Consider the following 16,133-nt stretch of genomic DNA (forward strand, 5'->3'; position numbering starts at 1 on the left):
CACAACCGCCCATGATCGACGGTGGCTGCACCCGTTCACACACCACACCAAGCCCCAGCTCAGCCAAGGTCAACATCCCCGGCTGGAGTACTAGGTTGTCGGCCGCCGGACCGCGTAACACGTCAAGGGCCAGGAGGATGTCTCCGGGGGGTGTTTCCGTCGTCTCCCAGTCAATGACGCGCTGAGCTGTTGGACTCCACCCGAGAATGGTGCCGAGCAGGCGAGCGAAGGCTTCCGGCGACAGTCCGACGGCGCTCCGAACGTCGGCCAGGCGTCGCCGTGCCGCAGCCGCGAGGTCGGAGGCGACTTCTGCCGTGACCGCGAGTCCCGCGTCGTTCCGTTGGGTCGAGGCGAAGCGGCTGCGAGCATCCTCCGCTGCCGATCCGAGTGCGGTGTCGAGGGCGGCCTGCATCTCCGGCCGGGGACAAGCCGCTTCCATCGCGGCCTCCCACTTCGAGACGGTTCGTTCGGCGACGCCGAGGTGCGCGGAGAAGTCGCGAATGCTCATCCGCAGGGCCTGTCGCAAGGCCCGCGTTTCCCGGCCCGTCCACTTCTGCACGGTCGTCATTCGCGCCGTCCTCGATCACGCGTAGTTCAGACCTGAGGCAGCGTAGCCCGCATTGGTGCGGTGCAGTTACCGCCACGGTGCAGTGCGTAGTCATGTTGTGCAGAGGCGGGACTGACAAGGCTTGACGCATGGCCCGGGGCGGGTGCCGGGCTCCGGTGGCACCGCGTCCCCCGATCGCGGCTCCCGCCGTCCCCGCCCGCCCCGGCGCCACTCCACGAGACCCCGACCCGGAGGCGCCCGCCGATGTCCGCCGTACTCGCCGACTTCCCCGTCCTCACCCCTGTCACCGACGAGGAACTACTCGTCGCCGCGCTGGCCGTGCGCGTACACGTGCCCGAGCACTGGCCGCAGGGACCGCTGTGCCGCAGCGAGCGCGTCCCGTACCCCTGCCGGCTGGCCCGGTGGGGGAGGGCGACGCTCGCCGCGGCCGGGCTGCCCGACGAGGCCGTGGCGGACGGGACGGTGGCGTCGTGATCTACGTGACCGGGGAGCGGGTGCAGGCGTACCAGGTGCGCAGCGCATTCTTCGACACCCGCTGGCGTGGGCTGGACCCGGCGCAGGTGCACGACTACCTGTGCCGGGTCGCCGACGAGATGGACCGCCTGCACCGGGAGCTCACCACGGCGCGCACCGAGTCGGAGCGGATTCGCCAGGCGCTGCGGCAGTGGCAGTCCCGGCACAACGGCTGCCGGCGGCGCGGCCACGATGACTGAGCCGCGCTGGATAATCCACCTGCCGACCACGCTGACGTGCCGGGACGCCGCCGTCGAGCTGGCAGCCGCGCTCGCGCGGTCTCTCGGGCACCTGCCTGCCGTCGACTTCGGCGAGACGACGCTCAGCGAGGAGGACGCCCAGCACCTGCGGTACCGGGTCTGGTGTGACGTGCGGCTGCCCGGCGGCGGGCGCTGCGGACACCGGGATGGTCACGACGGGTGGTGCGGGGCGGCGGAGCTGCGATGACCTCGGCGTGTCGATCGATGAACGCCCTGGTGACGGGCCGGACCGGTGGGAGCGATCCCATCTGGGGCGACCATCCACCCTGTACGGTCGCTACACTCCCCGAAAACGCCCGGAACCGCCCACGGAGCCTGGAGACGCCTGTGACCCGCGACAAGGCCGCACCGCCCGGAATCGACGTCACCGTTCCCAGCGTGGCCCGGGTCTACGACTACTTCCTGGGCGGCAAGGACAACTTCGAGGTCGACCGGAAGGTCGCCGAGCACGCCCTGCGGATCACGCCGGACGGGCCGGCCGCCGGTCAGGCGAACCGGGCGTTCCTGCGCCGGGTGATCCGCCACCTCGTGACCGAGGCGGGCATCGACCAGTTCCTCGACATCGGGTCGGGGCTGCCCACCCAGGGCAACGTGCACGAGGTCGCCGTCGAGCACAACCCGGCTGCCCGTGTCGTGTACGTGGACAACGACCCGATCGTCCTGGCGCACGGGCGGGCGCTGCTCGCCGCGGAGGGCACCGCGACGGTGATCCAGGCCGACATCCGCGAGCCGGAGGAGATCCTCAACGACCCGGACGTCCGCCGGTTCCTCGACTTCGACCGCCCGATCGGGCTGCTGCTCTTCGCGATCCTGCACCACATCGGCGACGACGAGGACCCGCGATCGGTCGCAGCGGCGTTGATCGACGCGCTGCCGTCCGGCAGTTACGTCGCGATCTCGCACTTCCGTGACCCGGGTGAGCGGGATCCGGAGGGTTCCCGCAAGGCCCGCGAGGTCGAGCGGGTGTTCAACGAGTCGCTCGGCACCGGTCGTTGGCGTACCGACGAGGAGATCCTCGCCTTCGCCGACGGGCTGACGCCGCTGGAGCCGGGCCTGGTGCCGCTGGCCGAGTGGCGTCCGGACCCGGACGCGCCGGCCCCGCAGCAAACCGACACCTACCACACCTTCGTCGGGCTGCTCGCCCGCAAGCCGTAGGCGTCCGCTCGCGGACGCTGCGAGCCCTCGACGGTACGACCCGAAGCGCAGGTGCCGGAGCCGCGCCCAGGTGGCACGTGTTAAGAAGGGGCCCCGCCTCTACCGGAGACGTTAAAAGGGGGCCCTTCCTTGCACGAAGCCGAGCAGGTGATCCAGCGTGTGCTGCGGGATCTGCGCGACGGCACGCACCGCGGCGTCGTCGTGGACTCGCCACCCGGCGCCGGGAAGTCCACCCTCGTCGTCCGCGCCGCCGTCGAGACCGCCGCCACCGGCGATCCGCTGATGATCGTGGCGCAGACCAACGAGCAGGTGGACGACCTCATCGACCGGCTCGGCCGCAGGGCGCCGGAGCTGCGCGTCGGGCGGCTCTCCGCCACCGACTACCGGCCCACCGAGCGGGTCACCGCCCATCCGGCGGTCCGGGTCGCGGCGAAGGTCGCCGACCTGGGCGGCCCGGCGGTCACCATCGGTACGGCGGCCAAGTGGGCCACTGTCACCGAGGGGAGCTGGCCGTGGGCGATCGTGGACGAGGCGTACCAGATGCGCGCGGACGCGCTGCTGCGCGTGGCGGGGCGGTTCGAGCGGGCGCTGTTCGTCGGCGACCCCGGTCAGCTCGATCCGTTCAGCACCGTGGAGACGTTCCGCTGGACCGGCCTGACCTGGGATCCGATGCAGTCGGCGGTGGCCACGCTGCTGCGGCACAACCCGGAGCTGCCGGTGCACCGGCTGCCGGTGTCGTGGCGGCTGCCCGACTCGGCCGCCCCGGTGGTGTCCGCCGCGTTCTACCCGTTCACCGGGTTCCGCGCCGGGACCGGGCCGTCCGACCGGGCGCTGACGTTCACCGAGGCGGGTGCGGGTGACGCCTACGACGCCTCGGTCGAGGTGGCCGCCGCCACCGGCTGGGCGTTGCACGAGCTGCCCGCCCGGCACACCGTGCGTACCGACGGGGAGGCTGCCGCGGCCTGCGCGGAGCTGGCGTTGCGGGTGCTGCGGCGCGGCGCGGTCGCGGTGAGCGAGGCCGCGCCGGGCGGCGCGCCGGTCACCGCGGACCGGATCGCCGTCGGGGCCGCGCACCGCGACCAGGTCGCGGCCATCCGGTCCCGGCTGGGCGCGGCCGGGGCGGGCATCACAGTCGACACCGCCAACCGGCTCCAGGGCCGGGAGTACGACGTGACGATCGTGCTGCACCCGCTCTCCGGCCGGCGCGACGCCACCGCGTTCCACCTGGAGTCGGGGCGGCTGTGCGTGCTGGCGTCACGGCACCGGCACGCGTGCGTGGTGGTGGCGCGGGCCGGGATCGGTGAGCTGCTCGACGCGTATCCGTCGACCGAGCGGGTGCACCTGGACGTGCCGGTGAAGTTCCCGGACGGCTGGGAGGCCAACCAGACGGTGCTGACCCACCTCGATGCCCACCGGGCCGGACGAGGGGTTGTTCGGATGGCATGATCGGCGTCCCAACTCGTACGGGTGACCGAGTTGACGCTTGCGGAGGGTGACCCTAACCTTGCTCATAGGGGAGATGGTGGCTGGCGACGATGAGCTGACATGTAGTCGTTGTCCGAGCCGTCTCAATACCCGGCCCCAGCCTCGTGCTGGGGCTTTCCCCTTTCCGGCCGTTCGGGTGTTCCGGCGATTGCGGTCGGTGGGCACGATGGCCGGATGCACCCTCACGACCCGTACTACCAGGATCCGTACCAGCCGGATCCGTACCAGCAGCAGGCGCACTACCCGCCGCCGCAGTACCCGCCGCAGGCGTTCGTGCAGCCGCCGCCGGCCCAGGAGAACGGCAGGTGGGCGATAGTCCTCTGGGTCGCGGTGCCGGCGCTGCTGGTGATCCTGTGTTGTGCCGGATGTGTCCTCTCCGGGTTCGCGGGCGGGTTCGTGGAGGGCTTCAACGAGGGCTATTCGTCGTCGTAGGAGTGCTGCCACGCGCCGCGTCCCCGCGGGTCGAACAATGCGGTCGTCCGGCGGGCGTTGGCGAAGACGTCGACGTAGTGCAGGTCGAGCTGGTAGGCGATGGCCGGCCCGGTGTCCCGCGCCACCATCGCCCGCAACCGCTCCGGTGTCGGTCGCCCGTCGTGGCTCAGCACGGCCGCCAGCACGCCGCTCCGGCCCGCGCCGAGCGCGGACACCCCGGTGACCGGGCCGCTGCGGCCGTCCGAGCACCACAGCGTCCCGCTGACCCGCAGCGCCGGCCCCTCGCCGACGTTCTCCACCGGGACGACCAGGCGGTTCTTCGTGATCGCGAGGAATGCGTACGCCGGCTCCGGCGCCGAGGCGAGCGCGAACCGGTCCTCGGCGGGCGGGTGGTGCGTCACCATGCCGCCGGAGTCCGGAAAGGCCACCGCCTGGTGTACCGGGAGCAGCAGCGGGTACCGGCTCAGCACCAGTGAGCGGCGGGTCTCCTCCAGCTGCCGGTCGGTGCGGGCCAGCGCCTGCCGGGAGAGGTGGATCGCCGCGAGCGCGCCGACCGTGGAGGCGATGACGGCGAAGGAGCCGACGATCGGGGCGGCCCGCTGACCGGGGCCGGCGACCGCCACCACCACGGCGGCCACTGCGGCGCAGGTCGCCACCGCCCCGGCGAACACCAGCCCGTGGCGTCCGACGGCGTTGAGGCGGGCCCGGACCCGGCGGAGCACGACGGCCCCTAGGCGAACGACGATCCGGCGTCGCCCCATCGGGTACGCGGAACGGTGACCTTCTCGTCCCGCCAGGTGAGCGCCCGGGACTGGGCGAGAACCCGCAGGATCCGGTGCCGGTCGCGGGAGTCGTAGCCGAACACCGGCTCCGCCCGGGTCCGGTCCCGCACCGTCATGAACTCCAGGATCTCGTTCTCCGGCACCGGGCTCGGGCCGCGATCGGCGAACGCGCGGTACAGCTCGTGGTAGGCGTTCTCGATCGGCCGGACGAACGCCGAGTCGGTGGCGATCGCGTGACGGTCGCCGTCGACCGCGACCGCGTCGATCACGCCGGCCGTGGCGGCGTACCGGATGGCCTGGCTGACCGCGCCGGCGGCGCGTCGGTTCGGCCCCTGTCCGACACCGCCGGCGCCGATCAGCCCGGACAGCTTCCGGTACGGGATGGAACGCCGCTGCTGCCGGAAGGACTCCATGGTCAGGGCCGCGTGCACCCGCCACAGCGGCTCCAGATAGCCCAGTGCGAGATCGTCGGTGGTCACCGAGTACGTGTCGTCGGCGCCCCTGCGCACCAGCCGCACGGCGGTGAGCGCGTCGAGCACGCGCAGCAGCCGCGATCCGTCGTCGGACTGGAACGGCCCGCTGCGGAGCTGGGTGGCGGTCAGCCCTTTCGGCCGGGCCGCCAGGCGCCGCACGGCGTAGTCGACGGCGACGAGATCGGTGAACCGGCCGGCGTTCAGGTCGACGTAGACGCGGGTCATCGGGCGGGGCAGGAAACCGTCCTTGGCGCGTACCGCCGCGTCGGTGCGGGTGACCTTCTGCCCGATGGACTCGATGAGCGCCCAGTACCGCAGTTCGTCCTCGTCGGGCAGGACGCCCCACTGCGCCAGCGTCGCGGTGCGCTCGGCCTGTTCCCGTCCGCCGAGGATGACACCGCGTCGTTGCAGTTCGACCAGGCCGAGCAGGGCCTTGCAGTCGGCGGCGGGCGGCTGCCGGAGCGAGTAGATGTCGTCGATGCAGATCGAGTCGAGCCCCGGCAGCGTGAGGATGCTCCGGAACTGCGGGGAGAGCCGGTCCGGATCGCCGTAGACGACCGTCACCCGGCAGCCGTCCCGCAGCAGGCGGCGGATCAACGGGATGAAGTCCTGGTCACCGGTGACCAGCACGAACTGACCGCAGCCCTGGTGGAGGTAGTCCATGGCGAGCACGGTGAGGTGGATGTCGGCCTGTTCCTTGAGGCTGACCACCACCTCGGCGTCGATGAGGTGCTCCGTCATGGCGGTGGTGATGCTGCCGTCGAACCGCACCGCCGCCATGTGCTTGTACTGGAGGTGGCCACCGCACCTGGTGGTCGCGTCGCTCCAGAGCGCGTCGACGATGCCCCGCTCGACCAGGTGGCCACGACCGATGACGGCGCCGGCCAGGTTGTCCCAGTCGACGAGCAGGACGCCCGTGTTCCCGACCGGCATGCGCATTCCTCCCCGAGCTGATCGAGGTGCTTGTATCCGAATTCTGGCCCCCCGTCCTGCCGTTGCCGCTTCATCCGTTCGGGCACGATGCCTGTCAGTTCGGTGTGCGGTGCGTGACCCCCAGGTGACCGATCGTCTACAGAAGACGGTAATTCAGGTGGTGGAATGCCTGGCTGCCGCCCACCGACAATGAGGTTTCCTGTTCGTCTTCCGCCCGGAGGCGGTCTTGGCGCGCTTCTTCCCGCGGCATCAGCGAACGAACGCCACGCGCGGCGAGCGGGTCGTCTTCGAGCGTCTCCGCTCCCTGAACGACTCGTGGTGCGTGCTGCACAACCTGGCGTACGTCGACTCAGGCCAGGCCCGGCTCCGGATCGGTGAGACCGACTTCGTCCTGCTCCATCCCCGGCACGGGCTGCTGATCATGGAGGTCAAGGACGGCGGCTACCGGGTCACCGACCGGCAGTGGTTCGCCTCCCGGCGCGGCGCCGACGTGCCGCTCGGCGATCCGTTCGACCAGGCGGTGCGCAACAGGTACGCGCTGGCCAACTGGCTGCGCCGCAGCACGGGTATCCGGCAGGTGCCGGCCGGGCACTGCGTCGTGTTCACCGACGGGCGGCCGTCGGGCAACCTCGGTCCGCACGCCCCGGACACGATCGTGCTGACCGCAGCCTCGCTGGAGCATGCGCCGGTCCTGGTGGAACGCGTCATGGCCCACTGGGACCAGCGCGGATGGACCAGCCGGTCGGACTTCGAGCAGGCGTTGGCGGCGCTGGCGCCGAGCGCGGTGGTCGCGCGCACCCTGCGCTACGACGTCGACCTGGCCGCTGACGACCTGGACCGCCTGACCCGGCGCCAGATCCAGCTCACCGGGCGGCAGTTGGAGGTGCTGGCGGGCACGTCCCGCCGCCCGGCGTCGCTCGTACTCGGCGCGGCGGGCACCGGCAAGACCCTGCTGGCCCAGGAACGGGCGCGGGAGCTGGCGGCCCGCGGGCTGCGCGTGGCGGTGATCGGGCAGCAGCGTGACCTGCGCCTGGAGATCCGCCGCCAGTTGCGGGTACCGGGGGTGAGCTCCGGCGATCCGCAGGACGTGCTGTGCGACCTGTTCGGGGCCGACCGGATCGGCGGGTACGAGGGCGAGCCGTTGTGGGCCACCGTGCTGAGCCTGGTCGAGGCGTATGGGCGACCGCTGGACTGCCTCATCGTGGACGAGGCGCAGAGCCACGACGAGGACCTGCTGGTGGCGTTGCGCGAACTCGTCCGGCCGGACGGCTCGGTCGTGCTGTTCGCCGACCCGTACCAGCGGGACCGGTCCGGCACGTGGCGTCCGGACGGGGCGTTCAACGAGTTCTGGCTGACCGAGAACTGCCGCAACACGCTGCCCATCGCCAAGTTGGTGGCACGCGTCTCCGGGGCGCACACGCCGTTCACCGGCCCGGACGGCCGGCGGCCCCGGTTCACCGACGGCACGGCGGATCTCGTCGGGGCCTGCGTGGACGCGGTCGTGGAGATCGTGAAGGACCTGGCGACCAGCCAGGCGGTCCTGGTGACCGCGACGCAGGGCAGCCATGCCGCGATCCGCCGGGCACTGGCCGGCCAGGGCGTGCGGGTCAGCCCCGGACTGCGCGGTGACGGCCTGGCGGTGTGCACGGTGCGTCAGTTCCACGGGTGCGAGGCACCGGCCGTGGTCTACGCCGACGACGGGGACGAGGACTGGACGACCAGCTACATCGCGGTCAGCCGGGCCTGCGCGTTCCTGCACGTCGTCGGTGGTCACGACAGATGGGAACCCTTCCGATTCCTGATGGAGGATGATCGATGACGCTCTACGACGAGGCGGTGACGTTCCTCGAGTCGGAGGGGTGGTCGGTTCCCGTGCAGACGCGGGCCGAGGTGGTCCGGGCCCGCCGTGCGGCGTACGCGGACAACAGCGAGCACATGACCGTCTGGTGCCCCGCGGTCCCGGACGCCGACGACCTGCACCGGCGTGAGGCGAGCCTTCTGCAACGCTTCGCCGAGGAGGCCCGTACGCCGGGGGCGAAGTTCCTGCTCGTGGAGTCCACCCAGGGCCTGTCGACGGAGTTCCGCAGGCTTGCCAAGCACGAGTTCAACGTGGACATCCGGGTGCCGATCCAGTTCTTCGACGCCCGGTTCAAGTGGGACGACTCACCGACGTCGGCGATGGCCGGCACCGCCGCGCAGCAACTGTCCCGGGACGGGGAGTCGGCGGCTCGCCGGCGGACACCGCAGCCCTTCCGGGCGGTGGGTACCGGCGCGGTCGGCGACGACCTGCTGACCGAGCTGGCCCGCCGGTTCGACAGCCAGAGCGGATGGGACCGCCCGATCGTCCTGGTGACCGCGCCCGCCGGTTTCGGCAAGAGCGTGCTGTTCCAGTCGCTGTTCGCGACGCTCTACACCAACTTCCAGAAGGCGAAGAAGCAGCTCCGCCGTGCCTACCGGCCGTTGCCGCTGCTGCCCGACTACGCCGCGCTGGCGAGCGCGCCGGCGTTGGGCCCGATGGTCGACGCCCTGTTGCAGACCGAGGTCGCCCGCCCGGTCAAGCAGCCCACCTTCCAGTGGATGCTCACCCGGGGCTTCGCGAGCTGGCTGCTGGACGGGCTGGACGAGGTCATCGCCCAGGACCCCGACTTCTTCGAGTACATCCGTGAGATCGTGGCCCGGCCGGACAACCCGACCACGCCGCGCATCCTGCTCTGCGTCCGGGACTCGCTGCTCAGCTCCAACCAGGCACTGCGTGACTTCCTCGCGGTGGCGCACGAGTACGTCGAGGAGTTCCGCCTGCTGCCCTGGCGACCCGAGTCGATCCGCACGTTCGCGCGGATCCGCCTTCAGGACGACGACCAACGCCTGCTCGACATCGTCGACGCGAAGCCGCAGCTGATGCGGCTCTGCGGTACCCCGTACTACGCCGAACTGCTGGCCGAGCGGGTCGCGCTCGGCCAGACCGACGGCATTCCGGACGACTACTCGGAGATGGACCTGGTCCATGACGCGGTGGACGCGATCATGGACCGGGAGTACAAGAAGGAGCAGTTGCAGGAGAACGTCGTCAACCGGGCGGATCTCCTCGACATCATCAGCGACGTCGCGGTCGCCGAGCTGGAGAACGACAACCGGGGTGTGCCGGTCCACGAGATCGGCGAACTCGCCGCCTTCGTGCTCCCGGCCGACCTCTCCGACGTGGAGCGGGAACGCTGCACCGACGCCATCTGCCGCCTGCCGGTCTTCCGTGCCGCGTCGGAGCGGCAGCGGGTGCGCTTCGCCCAGGACGTCATCTTCGAGCATCAGATCGGCGACCGGGCCGCCCGGTACTTCGCGGTGAACCCGGTGCGATTCGCGCAACTGCTGGACTGCCGGCCCTTCCCGCCGGACTCCTTCGCCATCCGCGTGTTGTGCGCGCGGATCAGGGAACTCGCCGCCGGCGAGGAACTGCTCACCCGGCTGGCGAGCGCGACCACGGCGCCGACCGCGTTCCGCAACATGCTCCAGGTGCTGCTCGGGCTTCCCGACTGCGACCGGCTGCTGCCGCACGCTCCGCTGGAACGGCAGAACCTGTCCGGGCTGACCTTCGCGAACCTGTCGCTGGCCGAGGTCAGCTTCCGCGGCGCGAACCTGGAGTCGACCCGCTTCCAGAACTGCGAGATGGCCGGTTGTGACCTGTCCGACGCGACGCTGCACGGCACTCGCTTCGACGCCTGCCTGCCGAGTCTGGCCGAGGCCGACTTCGGGCAGCTCACCGGCTTCGTCTCGGTCGAGATCGACAGCCGTCCGGCGATCGAGGACGTCAACGACTTCGTCCGCCTGCTCGGCGGTGACGGCCGCCGGGAGCGCCACTTCGTCGGTCCCTGCCCCACCGCGCTGCAACTGCGGTTCCTGTTCCTGAAGTTCGTCCGGCCGGACGGGCACTACCGGCGCGATTCGCTCGACGAGAAGGGCCTGCTGTCGGGCCGTCGCATCGTCGACCCGGCCTCGGTGCTCAGCGGCGCGGTGCGGGCCGGCTTCCTCACCGCCATCCCGAAGCGTCGCCGCTACGAGCGCACCCACAACCAGCTCTACGCGGACATGGTGGGCTTTGCGCAGAACCTGCGGGTGACGCCGGCCATCCGCGCGTTGCTGGAGGACACCTGCCGGGTGGAGGGGTGCCCGCACGTGGTCCACGAGAACGCGGGCGCCGGCTGAGCCGCCGCCCTCGGCGCGCGGCGCTGGCGGCGGTGCGTTAGACAGGGATCATGACCGCGAGCGTGCTGCCCTGGCTGGGCGGGGGAGTGGTGGCGGTGGCCGCCGGTTTCCTCGCCGTGTCGCTGCCCCGGCGCCGCGTCCGGGCCGAGGGCCGGCGGGTCGCCTGGTCGTCGGCGCGGGCGGCGATCCACGACGCCACAGTCAGCCGGGACGCGTCTTCGACGACGGTGCCGGAGGCCGAGCGGCTGCTGGCCCACGCCGAGATGCTCGCCGCCGCCCGCGGCGGCGCCGACGCGGCCCGCGCGGCGGCCGAGCACGCCCGCCGCGCCGACGAGCTGTGGCGGGCCGGGCGGTGACGAGGGTACGCCGGGAGCTGCTGCGCTGGTCGCTGCTGGCCGCCGCGGCGGCGGTGCTCGTGGTGTTCCTGGTGGCGCAGCGGCAGAGCGTGGAGGTCAGCTACGGGCGTTCCCCGTCGACGGCCGCGCTGCCCGAGGGCTCGGCCGGGGAGTTGAGCGACGCGAGCGTGCCCTCGGTCGAGGAGATGACGGCGCTCGTGGCCGCCGATCCGGTGGTCCGGCTGCCGGGCGCTGTCGCGCGCTGGGACGAGCAGCGGGTCCGGGCCGCCGTCGGTGACCGGGGCACCCGCATCCTGGTCGCCCCGCCCGGTCTGGACGAGGCCGAACGCCGGCGGGTGAAGGACGTGGAGAACGCCGAGATCCGGATCGTCGGCACCGAGGTCAGCGGCGGGCTCTACGTGGCCTCGCCGGACGACCTGCCGGGCTGGCGGGCCCGGTTCGCCACCGGCGACGTGACCGGCTCGGTGCTCGCGCTGCTGGCCGCGCTGCACGACCAGCCGACCCCGCAGGACGGCGACGACCTGCGCTGGCGGGAGCCGACCGGCCCGGAACTGGCCCCGGTGGTCGCCGCGCTGCGCGCCACCGGCCGGTACGTGGGCACCGGCGCCACGCTGCCCGAGCTGCCGGAGAAGGCGGCGAGCGCCGCGTTCCCGGACGGCGCCTGGTTCGTGGTGCTGCCCGCCCAGCCGTACGGCGAGCCGTTGCCCGCGTACGGGCCGGCGCTGCACCGGCTCGCCCCGGACCAGCCGCTGGTGGTGATGTACGGCGACTGGATCGAGTACCACGGTCCGGGTGCGGCGTCGTTCGCCGAGGTGGCCGGCGCGAGCTTCTACGCCCAGTTCGGCGGACGGCTCGGCCGTTACGCCTATCCCCAGCAGAACGTGCTCGGCGCGTATCTGGCGCAGGTCACCGACGTGCGGTACGCGGGGCTGTTCGACCGCCCGCTGCCGTACCGGCCGTTCGACCCGCTGCGGGTGGCGTTGCCGGCGCTGCCCTGGATCTTCGCCGGGTGCGTGGCGGGTTTCGTAGTGCTGTCGATCCGTACCGTGCGGGGGTCCGGCCGCCGTCCGGCCGACGTCGGTCCCGGTGGCACGCCGGCCCGGCTGGCCGGGCTCTCCGCGCTGGCTGTGGAGTTGTCGCTGCTCACCGACGCGCGCAGCGACCCGGCGCTGGTCCGGGGGGTCGGCCGGTTGCGGGCGGCCCGGGACGCGTTCGACGAGGGGTTGCCCGACCGGCACGTACGCGAACTGCTCGCCGACGCGGCGGCCGAGCTGGACGACGTGGCCCGGGACGTGCGGATGCCCGGCTACCGGCCGGACGTCTACCTGCGGGCAAGGCTGTCGTGAGCCGCGTCGCGACCCGTCCCGAGCGGACGGCGACCCGTCGTGGCGTGGCGGCGACCGGCCCGCGCCGGCTGCTCGGCCGCCTGGTCGGCACCGCGTTCGGCCGGGCGGTGCTCGCCTGCCTGGCGCTGGCCGGCTGGGCGCTGTGGACCGGAGGCATCCTGGACGGTCCGGCCGCCCGGCAGGTACGCGGCTCCTCGGTCTACGCGGCGCCCGGAGTGGACCTGGACCGGACCGCCGCCGAACGGGTCATCGGCAACCGGCGGCTGGTGGTGCTGATCATGGAGCCGGGCGCTGACCTGCGGCAGGCGTGCGACGACACCGAACGCGCCACCCGGGGCACGCTGGTGCTGGCGATGAGCCGCGACGGCGAGGACTGGGACACGTACGGCTGCTCCCGCCTCGGCGGCGACGGCCCGCGTGACCTCGGGCGGGCCATGGTCGCCGAGACCACGATCAGCCGGGGCGCCGACGCGTTCGTGGACCGGCCGGTCGAGGCGCTGAAGGTGATCGTGCTCAACTACGACCGGCTGGTCCGGGCCGGTCTGGTGCCTGACGGCGCCCGTACCATCAGCCCGTCGCTGCCCCGGTATCTGCTGGCCGGCGGCGCGGTGGCCGGGGTCGTGGCCGGTGCGGCGGTGCTCTGGCTGGGCGGCCGGCGGGCCGGACGCCTGGCCGACGCGCGCCGGGCCGGGCGGGACGCACGCGCCGACGAGCGGGCCGCGCTCGGTGCCGCCACCGCGGTTCTCGCCCAGCAGATCATCGACCTGGACCGGTACGTCGGGCCGGTCGCCCCGGCGCACCGGCGGCTGGCCGCCGACTACGTCGGCCTGCTCGACGAGGTGTCCGACGTGGACGGGAACGCCGAGGCGCTGCGCCGGCTCCGGGAGCGGGTCGAAGGGCTGAGCCGCCGCGCGGCGGATCTCGCCGACGACGCCGCGTCGGGTCGGCGCGGGACGCGCGGACGGGGCCGGCGGTGACCCGCCGACCCCGTCGTCACTGCGTCGTCAGCGCTGGGCGCCCACCGTCGAGGCGGCCGGCCAGCTGCCGGTGAAGACCTGGGCGGGCGTCGCGCTGCGGGCGGCGAAGCCGAACAGCGAGTCGACCCGGGCGGCCTCGGTGGAGCTGGGGTACGGGTTGGTGCAGCTCGTGCCGGCGCTGCCACCGGACATCAGGATGGCGCAGTTGCCGTTGTAGTTGTCCGGCAGGCCGAGGATGTGGCCGATCTCGTGCGTCATGATGCGCAGCGGCGAGTACTGCTGGGCCTGGTAGTAGTCGATCACCACGCGGCCGTTGCCGAGGCTGGTGCGCTGGGCGTACGAGCCGCCGCCGTAGGTGTAGGTGATCCGCAGGTTGGACCCGCACTGGGCCATGTTGATGTTGTTCGTGTAGTTGTTCCAGATCGCCGCCGCCTGCACCGCCGTGTTGGCGAACGGGCCGGCCTGGCTGATGTTGTAGCAGACGTTGCGGACGGCGGCGGAGGCCGGAGCCGGGTTGACGGCTACCGCGCCGAGCGCTGCCAGCGTCGCGGCCGCGAGGGTGGCGAGGATCCGGGACAGCTTGGGCTTACGCATGGTTCACACTCCTTGGGATGGGGGGTGAGCGGAACGCCGCCAGCCTATAGATAGGTATTCATCGATATCAAGGGTTGCGATGAACTGACCGGACTCGATCATCCGTACCCCTGGTCGTGCGGACCACGGAGGTGGCGACCTGTTCCCGCGAGCCCTGCGACCGGCTCGGCCCGGTCGCCGTGCGCGCGGCGGTGCACCGCTGGCTGCGGCTGATCGCGGCCGACGCGGAGTTGGCGCCGTACCTGATCGGGGTGGACCGCCAGCGGCTCGCCGCGCTGTTCACCGCCCGGCTGGGCGCGGCGCTCGGCGGGGTGCGGCGGGGTTCGGACGGCGACCCCGCGGACGCCGGCGGACCGGCCCTCGGTGGATCGCGGCGCCCGCCGCTGACCGGGGAGCAGCGCTGGCGCGTCCTGGACTACCTGGCCGCCGCGCTCTGGGCGCTCGATCTGCCGGCGGCGACGGTCGTCGACGCGCAGCGGGCCGTCGCCGGGTTGCTCCGGGCCTGAGCGACGGCGGGTCGCGTGAATGCGGCACAGGAACAGTCGTTCACGCCGCCGGGTATCCCCGGCTTTCCTGTCGACCTCCCGTCACACAGGGTGTTTTCCTGATCGCTTCCGGTCGATAGCGTCGGGCCACTGCCGTCGACGAAGGGCCGACGATGAACGACAACGGACACCCATTCGACCGTCGGCGACTGCTCGCCGGCGCGGCGGCGGCCTCGGCGGTCACAGTGACCGGCCTGGCCGTCGCCTCCACCACCGGCGCCGCGGCGGCCGCTCCGAGCCGCCCCGCGACGCCGCTCATCACCAGGGATCGCATCGCCACCGCCGCGCTGCGCGCGCCCGACGGGTCCGCGCTCGCGGTCGCCGTCCAGGCCGACTTCCACGCCCGGCTCGCCGCCTGGCTGGCGTTCTGGTCGGCGAACTCGCCGTCGGCCTGGAGCGTGCCGGTGCAGGTGGTCGCCCGGATCGAGGCGGCCGGCGACGCGCTGGTGCTGCACGGGATCCGGCACCGCCGCGACGACGAGCTGCGCGCCGGCTTCGCCGCCGGCCGGCGGGACGCCACCCACCTGGCCACGCTGGCCAGCCTGCACCACCACTTCCCGAGCGTGCGGGTCCGCCCGGACGGCACGATCCGGGTCGCCGACGGACCCGCCGGGTTCACCGGCGCGCCGGAACAGGCCGCCTTCGCGGTCGCGGCCTGCCGCGAACTGTGGGGCGACGCGGCGGCGACCGTCCACCGCTGGGCGGAGCACGCCGCCCGGGTGCTCGCCCGCGCCGGGCACCGCACCGACGCCGCCTCGCACGCCGGCTGGGCGGCCTTCACCCGCACCAGCCTGCGTCGCGGGCTGGGCACCGAATCGTACGAGTGACCGGAGGTAGCACATGGCCCGCAACGAGTTCCGCTTCGTGGTCGACGGCGTCGACCTGAGCCCCGAGCAGCAGACCCTGATCGCCGCGGAGATCCAGAAGGCCGGCCTGGCCGCCCTGCGTACCGCCGACGCCAAGCTGACCAACCCGCTGACCGTCGGTCACGGCAACATCAAGCTGCGTCCCGAGTGGTACGGCCTCTGGGTCATCGACGGCCCGTTCGCCCAGGACCTCGGGCAGAAGATCAACGACATCGGGTTCTGGATCCAGCGGTGACCGACGCCGCCCGGCCGGCCGGCACGCCGGAGCGGATGTGCCCGAGCACCCCGGCGTCGAACGCCACCGTGTTCCTCGGCATGATCACTCCGGCGGGCCGGGTGGCCTACGTGACCCCGGCCGTACCGGCCGAGGTGGCGCTCGCCGGGCTCGGTGACTCCGACGAGCCGATCGAGTCGCGGGCCCGGCTCGCCGGCCCGTGCGTCACCTCGTCCTGCGGCTTCTGGACCGGCTCGCACTGCGGGCTGGGCGCCCGGATGGCCGCCTCGTACGCCGAGACCGCCCCGCCCGCGGAGGAGACGCTGCCGAAGTGCGCGATCCGGCGTACCTGCCGGTGGTTCGCCGAACAGGGACCGGCCGCCTGTCCGGCGTGCGCGCACGTCGTCACCGACGCGCGGATCTGAACGCTCCCCGGT

The 16,133-nt window shown here is 72.7% G+C and carries 19 protein-coding genes; 15 read left to right on the plus strand and 4 right to left on the minus strand.

From position 1 onward, the window contains the following. On the minus strand, window positions 1-568 hold a 568-nt coding region (locus FB454_RS28160), incomplete at its 3' end, for a helix-turn-helix domain-containing protein (RefSeq protein ID WP_486485471.1). 243 nt (window positions 569-811) lie between these two features. Here FB454_RS28160 and FB454_RS28170 point away from each other — a divergent pair. The 6 genes from FB454_RS28170 to FB454_RS28195 all read left to right on the plus strand — a co-directional run bounded on the left by FB454_RS28170 (window position 812) and on the right by FB454_RS28195 (window position 4,413). Continuing rightward, window positions 812-1,042, plus strand: coding sequence for a hypothetical protein (locus FB454_RS28170; RefSeq protein ID WP_030272981.1), 231 nt, complete (start codon window positions 812-814; stop codon window positions 1,040-1,042). Further along, the gene (locus FB454_RS28175) at window positions 1,039-1,281 is read left to right on the plus strand and encodes a DivIVA domain-containing protein (RefSeq protein ID WP_013284289.1); all 243 of its coding nucleotides are present in this window, start codon (window positions 1,039-1,041) and stop codon (window positions 1,279-1,281) included. The genes FB454_RS28170 and FB454_RS28175 overlap by 4 nt, the downstream gene beginning before the upstream one ends. Beyond that, window positions 1,274-1,528 carry a hypothetical protein gene (locus FB454_RS28180; RefSeq protein ID WP_030272979.1) on the plus strand — a complete coding sequence of 85 codons (255 nt, stop codon included), beginning with the start codon at window positions 1,274-1,276 and terminating at the stop codon, window positions 1,526-1,528. Before FB454_RS28175 ends, FB454_RS28180 begins: the two co-directional genes overlap by 8 nt. Window positions 1,529-1,668: 140 nt before the next feature. Then, window positions 1,669-2,496, plus strand: coding sequence for an SAM-dependent methyltransferase (locus FB454_RS28185; protein ID WP_013284291.1), 828 nt, complete (start codon window positions 1,669-1,671; stop codon window positions 2,494-2,496). Window positions 2,497-2,625: 129 nt separating this feature from the next. Further along, window positions 2,626-3,942, plus strand: a complete 1,317-nt coding sequence (locus FB454_RS28190) for an AAA family ATPase (RefSeq protein WP_047891238.1) — start codon at window positions 2,626-2,628, stop codon at window positions 3,940-3,942. Window positions 3,943-4,155: 213 nt separating this feature from the next. Beyond that, window positions 4,156-4,413: a hypothetical protein gene (locus FB454_RS28195; RefSeq protein ID WP_013284294.1), complete on the plus strand. Its 258-nt coding sequence runs from the start codon at window positions 4,156-4,158 to the stop codon at window positions 4,411-4,413. On the opposite strand, the gene FB454_RS28200 is transcribed toward FB454_RS28195, so the two are convergent. Continuing rightward, on the minus strand, window positions 4,398-5,135 hold the full coding sequence (locus FB454_RS28200; RefSeq protein WP_013284295.1) for a hypothetical protein: 738 nt from the start codon (window positions 5,133-5,135) through the stop codon (window positions 4,398-4,400). The two genes, FB454_RS28195 and FB454_RS28200, sit on opposite strands and share 16 nt — an antisense overlap. An 8-nt stretch (window positions 5,136-5,143) precedes the next feature. Beyond that, a complete protein-coding gene (locus tag FB454_RS28205) occupies window positions 5,144-6,601 on the minus strand; it encodes an NYN domain-containing protein (RefSeq protein ID WP_013284296.1) in 1,458 nt (485 codons plus the stop codon). 226 nt (window positions 6,602-6,827) lie between these two features. On the opposite strand from FB454_RS28205, the gene FB454_RS28210 reads away from it, so the two are divergent. The 5 genes from FB454_RS28210 to FB454_RS28230 are packed head-to-tail and all read left to right on the plus strand — an operon-like array spanning window position 6,828 to window position 13,477. Continuing rightward, entirely contained in the window at window positions 6,828-8,420 is a 1,593-nt protein-coding gene (locus tag FB454_RS28210; protein ID WP_013474179.1) for a nuclease-related domain-containing DEAD/DEAH box helicase, read from the plus strand. Further along, a complete protein-coding gene (locus FB454_RS28215; RefSeq protein ID WP_030272973.1) occupies window positions 8,417-10,798 on the plus strand; it encodes a pentapeptide repeat-containing protein in 2,382 nt (793 codons plus the stop codon). The genes FB454_RS28210 and FB454_RS28215 overlap by 4 nt, the downstream gene beginning before the upstream one ends. Before the next feature lie 50 nt (window positions 10,799-10,848). Beyond that, entirely contained in the window at window positions 10,849-11,154 is a 306-nt protein-coding gene (locus FB454_RS28220) for a DUF6403 family protein (protein WP_030272971.1), read from the plus strand. Continuing rightward, entirely contained in the window at window positions 11,151-12,500 is a 1,350-nt protein-coding gene (locus tag FB454_RS28225) for a hypothetical protein (protein ID WP_030272970.1), read from the plus strand. The genes FB454_RS28220 and FB454_RS28225 overlap by 4 nt, the downstream gene beginning before the upstream one ends. Beyond that, window positions 12,497-13,477, plus strand: coding sequence for a hypothetical protein (locus FB454_RS28230; protein WP_145823822.1), 981 nt, complete (start codon window positions 12,497-12,499; stop codon window positions 13,475-13,477). The genes FB454_RS28225 and FB454_RS28230 overlap by 4 nt, the downstream gene beginning before the upstream one ends. A 27-nt stretch (window positions 13,478-13,504) precedes the next feature. On the opposite strand, the gene FB454_RS28235 is transcribed toward FB454_RS28230, so the two are convergent. Beyond that, a complete protein-coding gene (locus tag FB454_RS28235) occupies window positions 13,505-14,071 on the minus strand; it encodes a snapalysin family zinc-dependent metalloprotease (protein WP_013284302.1) in 567 nt (188 codons plus the stop codon). A 116-nt stretch (window positions 14,072-14,187) separates the two neighbouring features. Between FB454_RS28235 and FB454_RS28240 the strand changes: the two genes are divergently transcribed. The 4 genes from FB454_RS28240 (at window position 14,188) to FB454_RS28255 (ending at window position 16,121) form a co-directional block, all read left to right on the plus strand. Then, window positions 14,188-14,577 (plus strand): globin family protein, encoded by a 390-nt coding sequence (locus FB454_RS28240; RefSeq protein ID WP_278090348.1) that lies wholly within the window; start codon window positions 14,188-14,190, stop codon window positions 14,575-14,577. 152 nt (window positions 14,578-14,729) lie between these two features. Then, window positions 14,730-15,443, plus strand: coding sequence for a hypothetical protein (locus FB454_RS28245; protein ID WP_145823823.1), 714 nt, complete (start codon window positions 14,730-14,732; stop codon window positions 15,441-15,443). A 13-nt stretch (window positions 15,444-15,456) separates the two neighbouring features. After that, window positions 15,457-15,717, plus strand: coding sequence for a class I SAM-dependent methyltransferase (locus FB454_RS28250; RefSeq protein ID WP_013284305.1), 261 nt, complete (start codon window positions 15,457-15,459; stop codon window positions 15,715-15,717). Then, window positions 15,714-16,121, plus strand: coding sequence for a hypothetical protein (locus FB454_RS28255; protein WP_013284306.1), 408 nt, complete (start codon window positions 15,714-15,716; stop codon window positions 16,119-16,121). The genes FB454_RS28250 and FB454_RS28255 overlap by 4 nt, the downstream gene beginning before the upstream one ends. Window positions 16,122-16,133 lie beyond the last annotated feature (12 nt).

This window comes from Micromonospora sp. CNZ297 (genome assembly GCF_007827625.1).

What these genes read in the sequence shown, in the direction of transcription:
- FB454_RS28170 (WP_030272981.1), top strand. Translation starts at nt 812, where the DNA reads ATGTCCGCCGTACTCGCCGACTTCCCCGTCCTCACCCCTGTCACCGAC.
- FB454_RS28180 (WP_030272979.1), top strand. Translation starts at nt 1,274, where the DNA reads ATGACTGAGCCGCGCTGGATAATCCACCTGCCGACCACGCTGACGTGC.
- FB454_RS28195 (WP_013284294.1), top strand. Translation starts at nt 4,156, where the DNA reads ATGCACCCTCACGACCCGTACTACCAGGATCCGTACCAGCCGGATCCG.
- FB454_RS28205 (WP_013284296.1), bottom strand. Translation starts at nt 6,601, where the DNA reads ATGCCGGTCGGGAACACGGGCGTCCTGCTCGTCGACTGGGACAACCTG.
- FB454_RS28215 (WP_030272973.1), top strand. Translation starts at nt 8,417, where the DNA reads ATGACGCTCTACGACGAGGCGGTGACGTTCCTCGAGTCGGAGGGGTGG.
- FB454_RS28220 (WP_030272971.1), top strand. Translation starts at nt 10,849, where the DNA reads ATGACCGCGAGCGTGCTGCCCTGGCTGGGCGGGGGAGTGGTGGCGGTG.
- FB454_RS28235 (WP_013284302.1), bottom strand. Translation starts at nt 14,071, where the DNA reads ATGCGTAAGCCCAAGCTGTCCCGGATCCTCGCCACCCTCGCGGCCGCG.
- FB454_RS28245 (WP_145823823.1), top strand. Translation starts at nt 14,730, where the DNA reads ATGAACGACAACGGACACCCATTCGACCGTCGGCGACTGCTCGCCGGC.
- FB454_RS28250 (WP_013284305.1), top strand. Translation starts at nt 15,457, where the DNA reads ATGGCCCGCAACGAGTTCCGCTTCGTGGTCGACGGCGTCGACCTGAGC.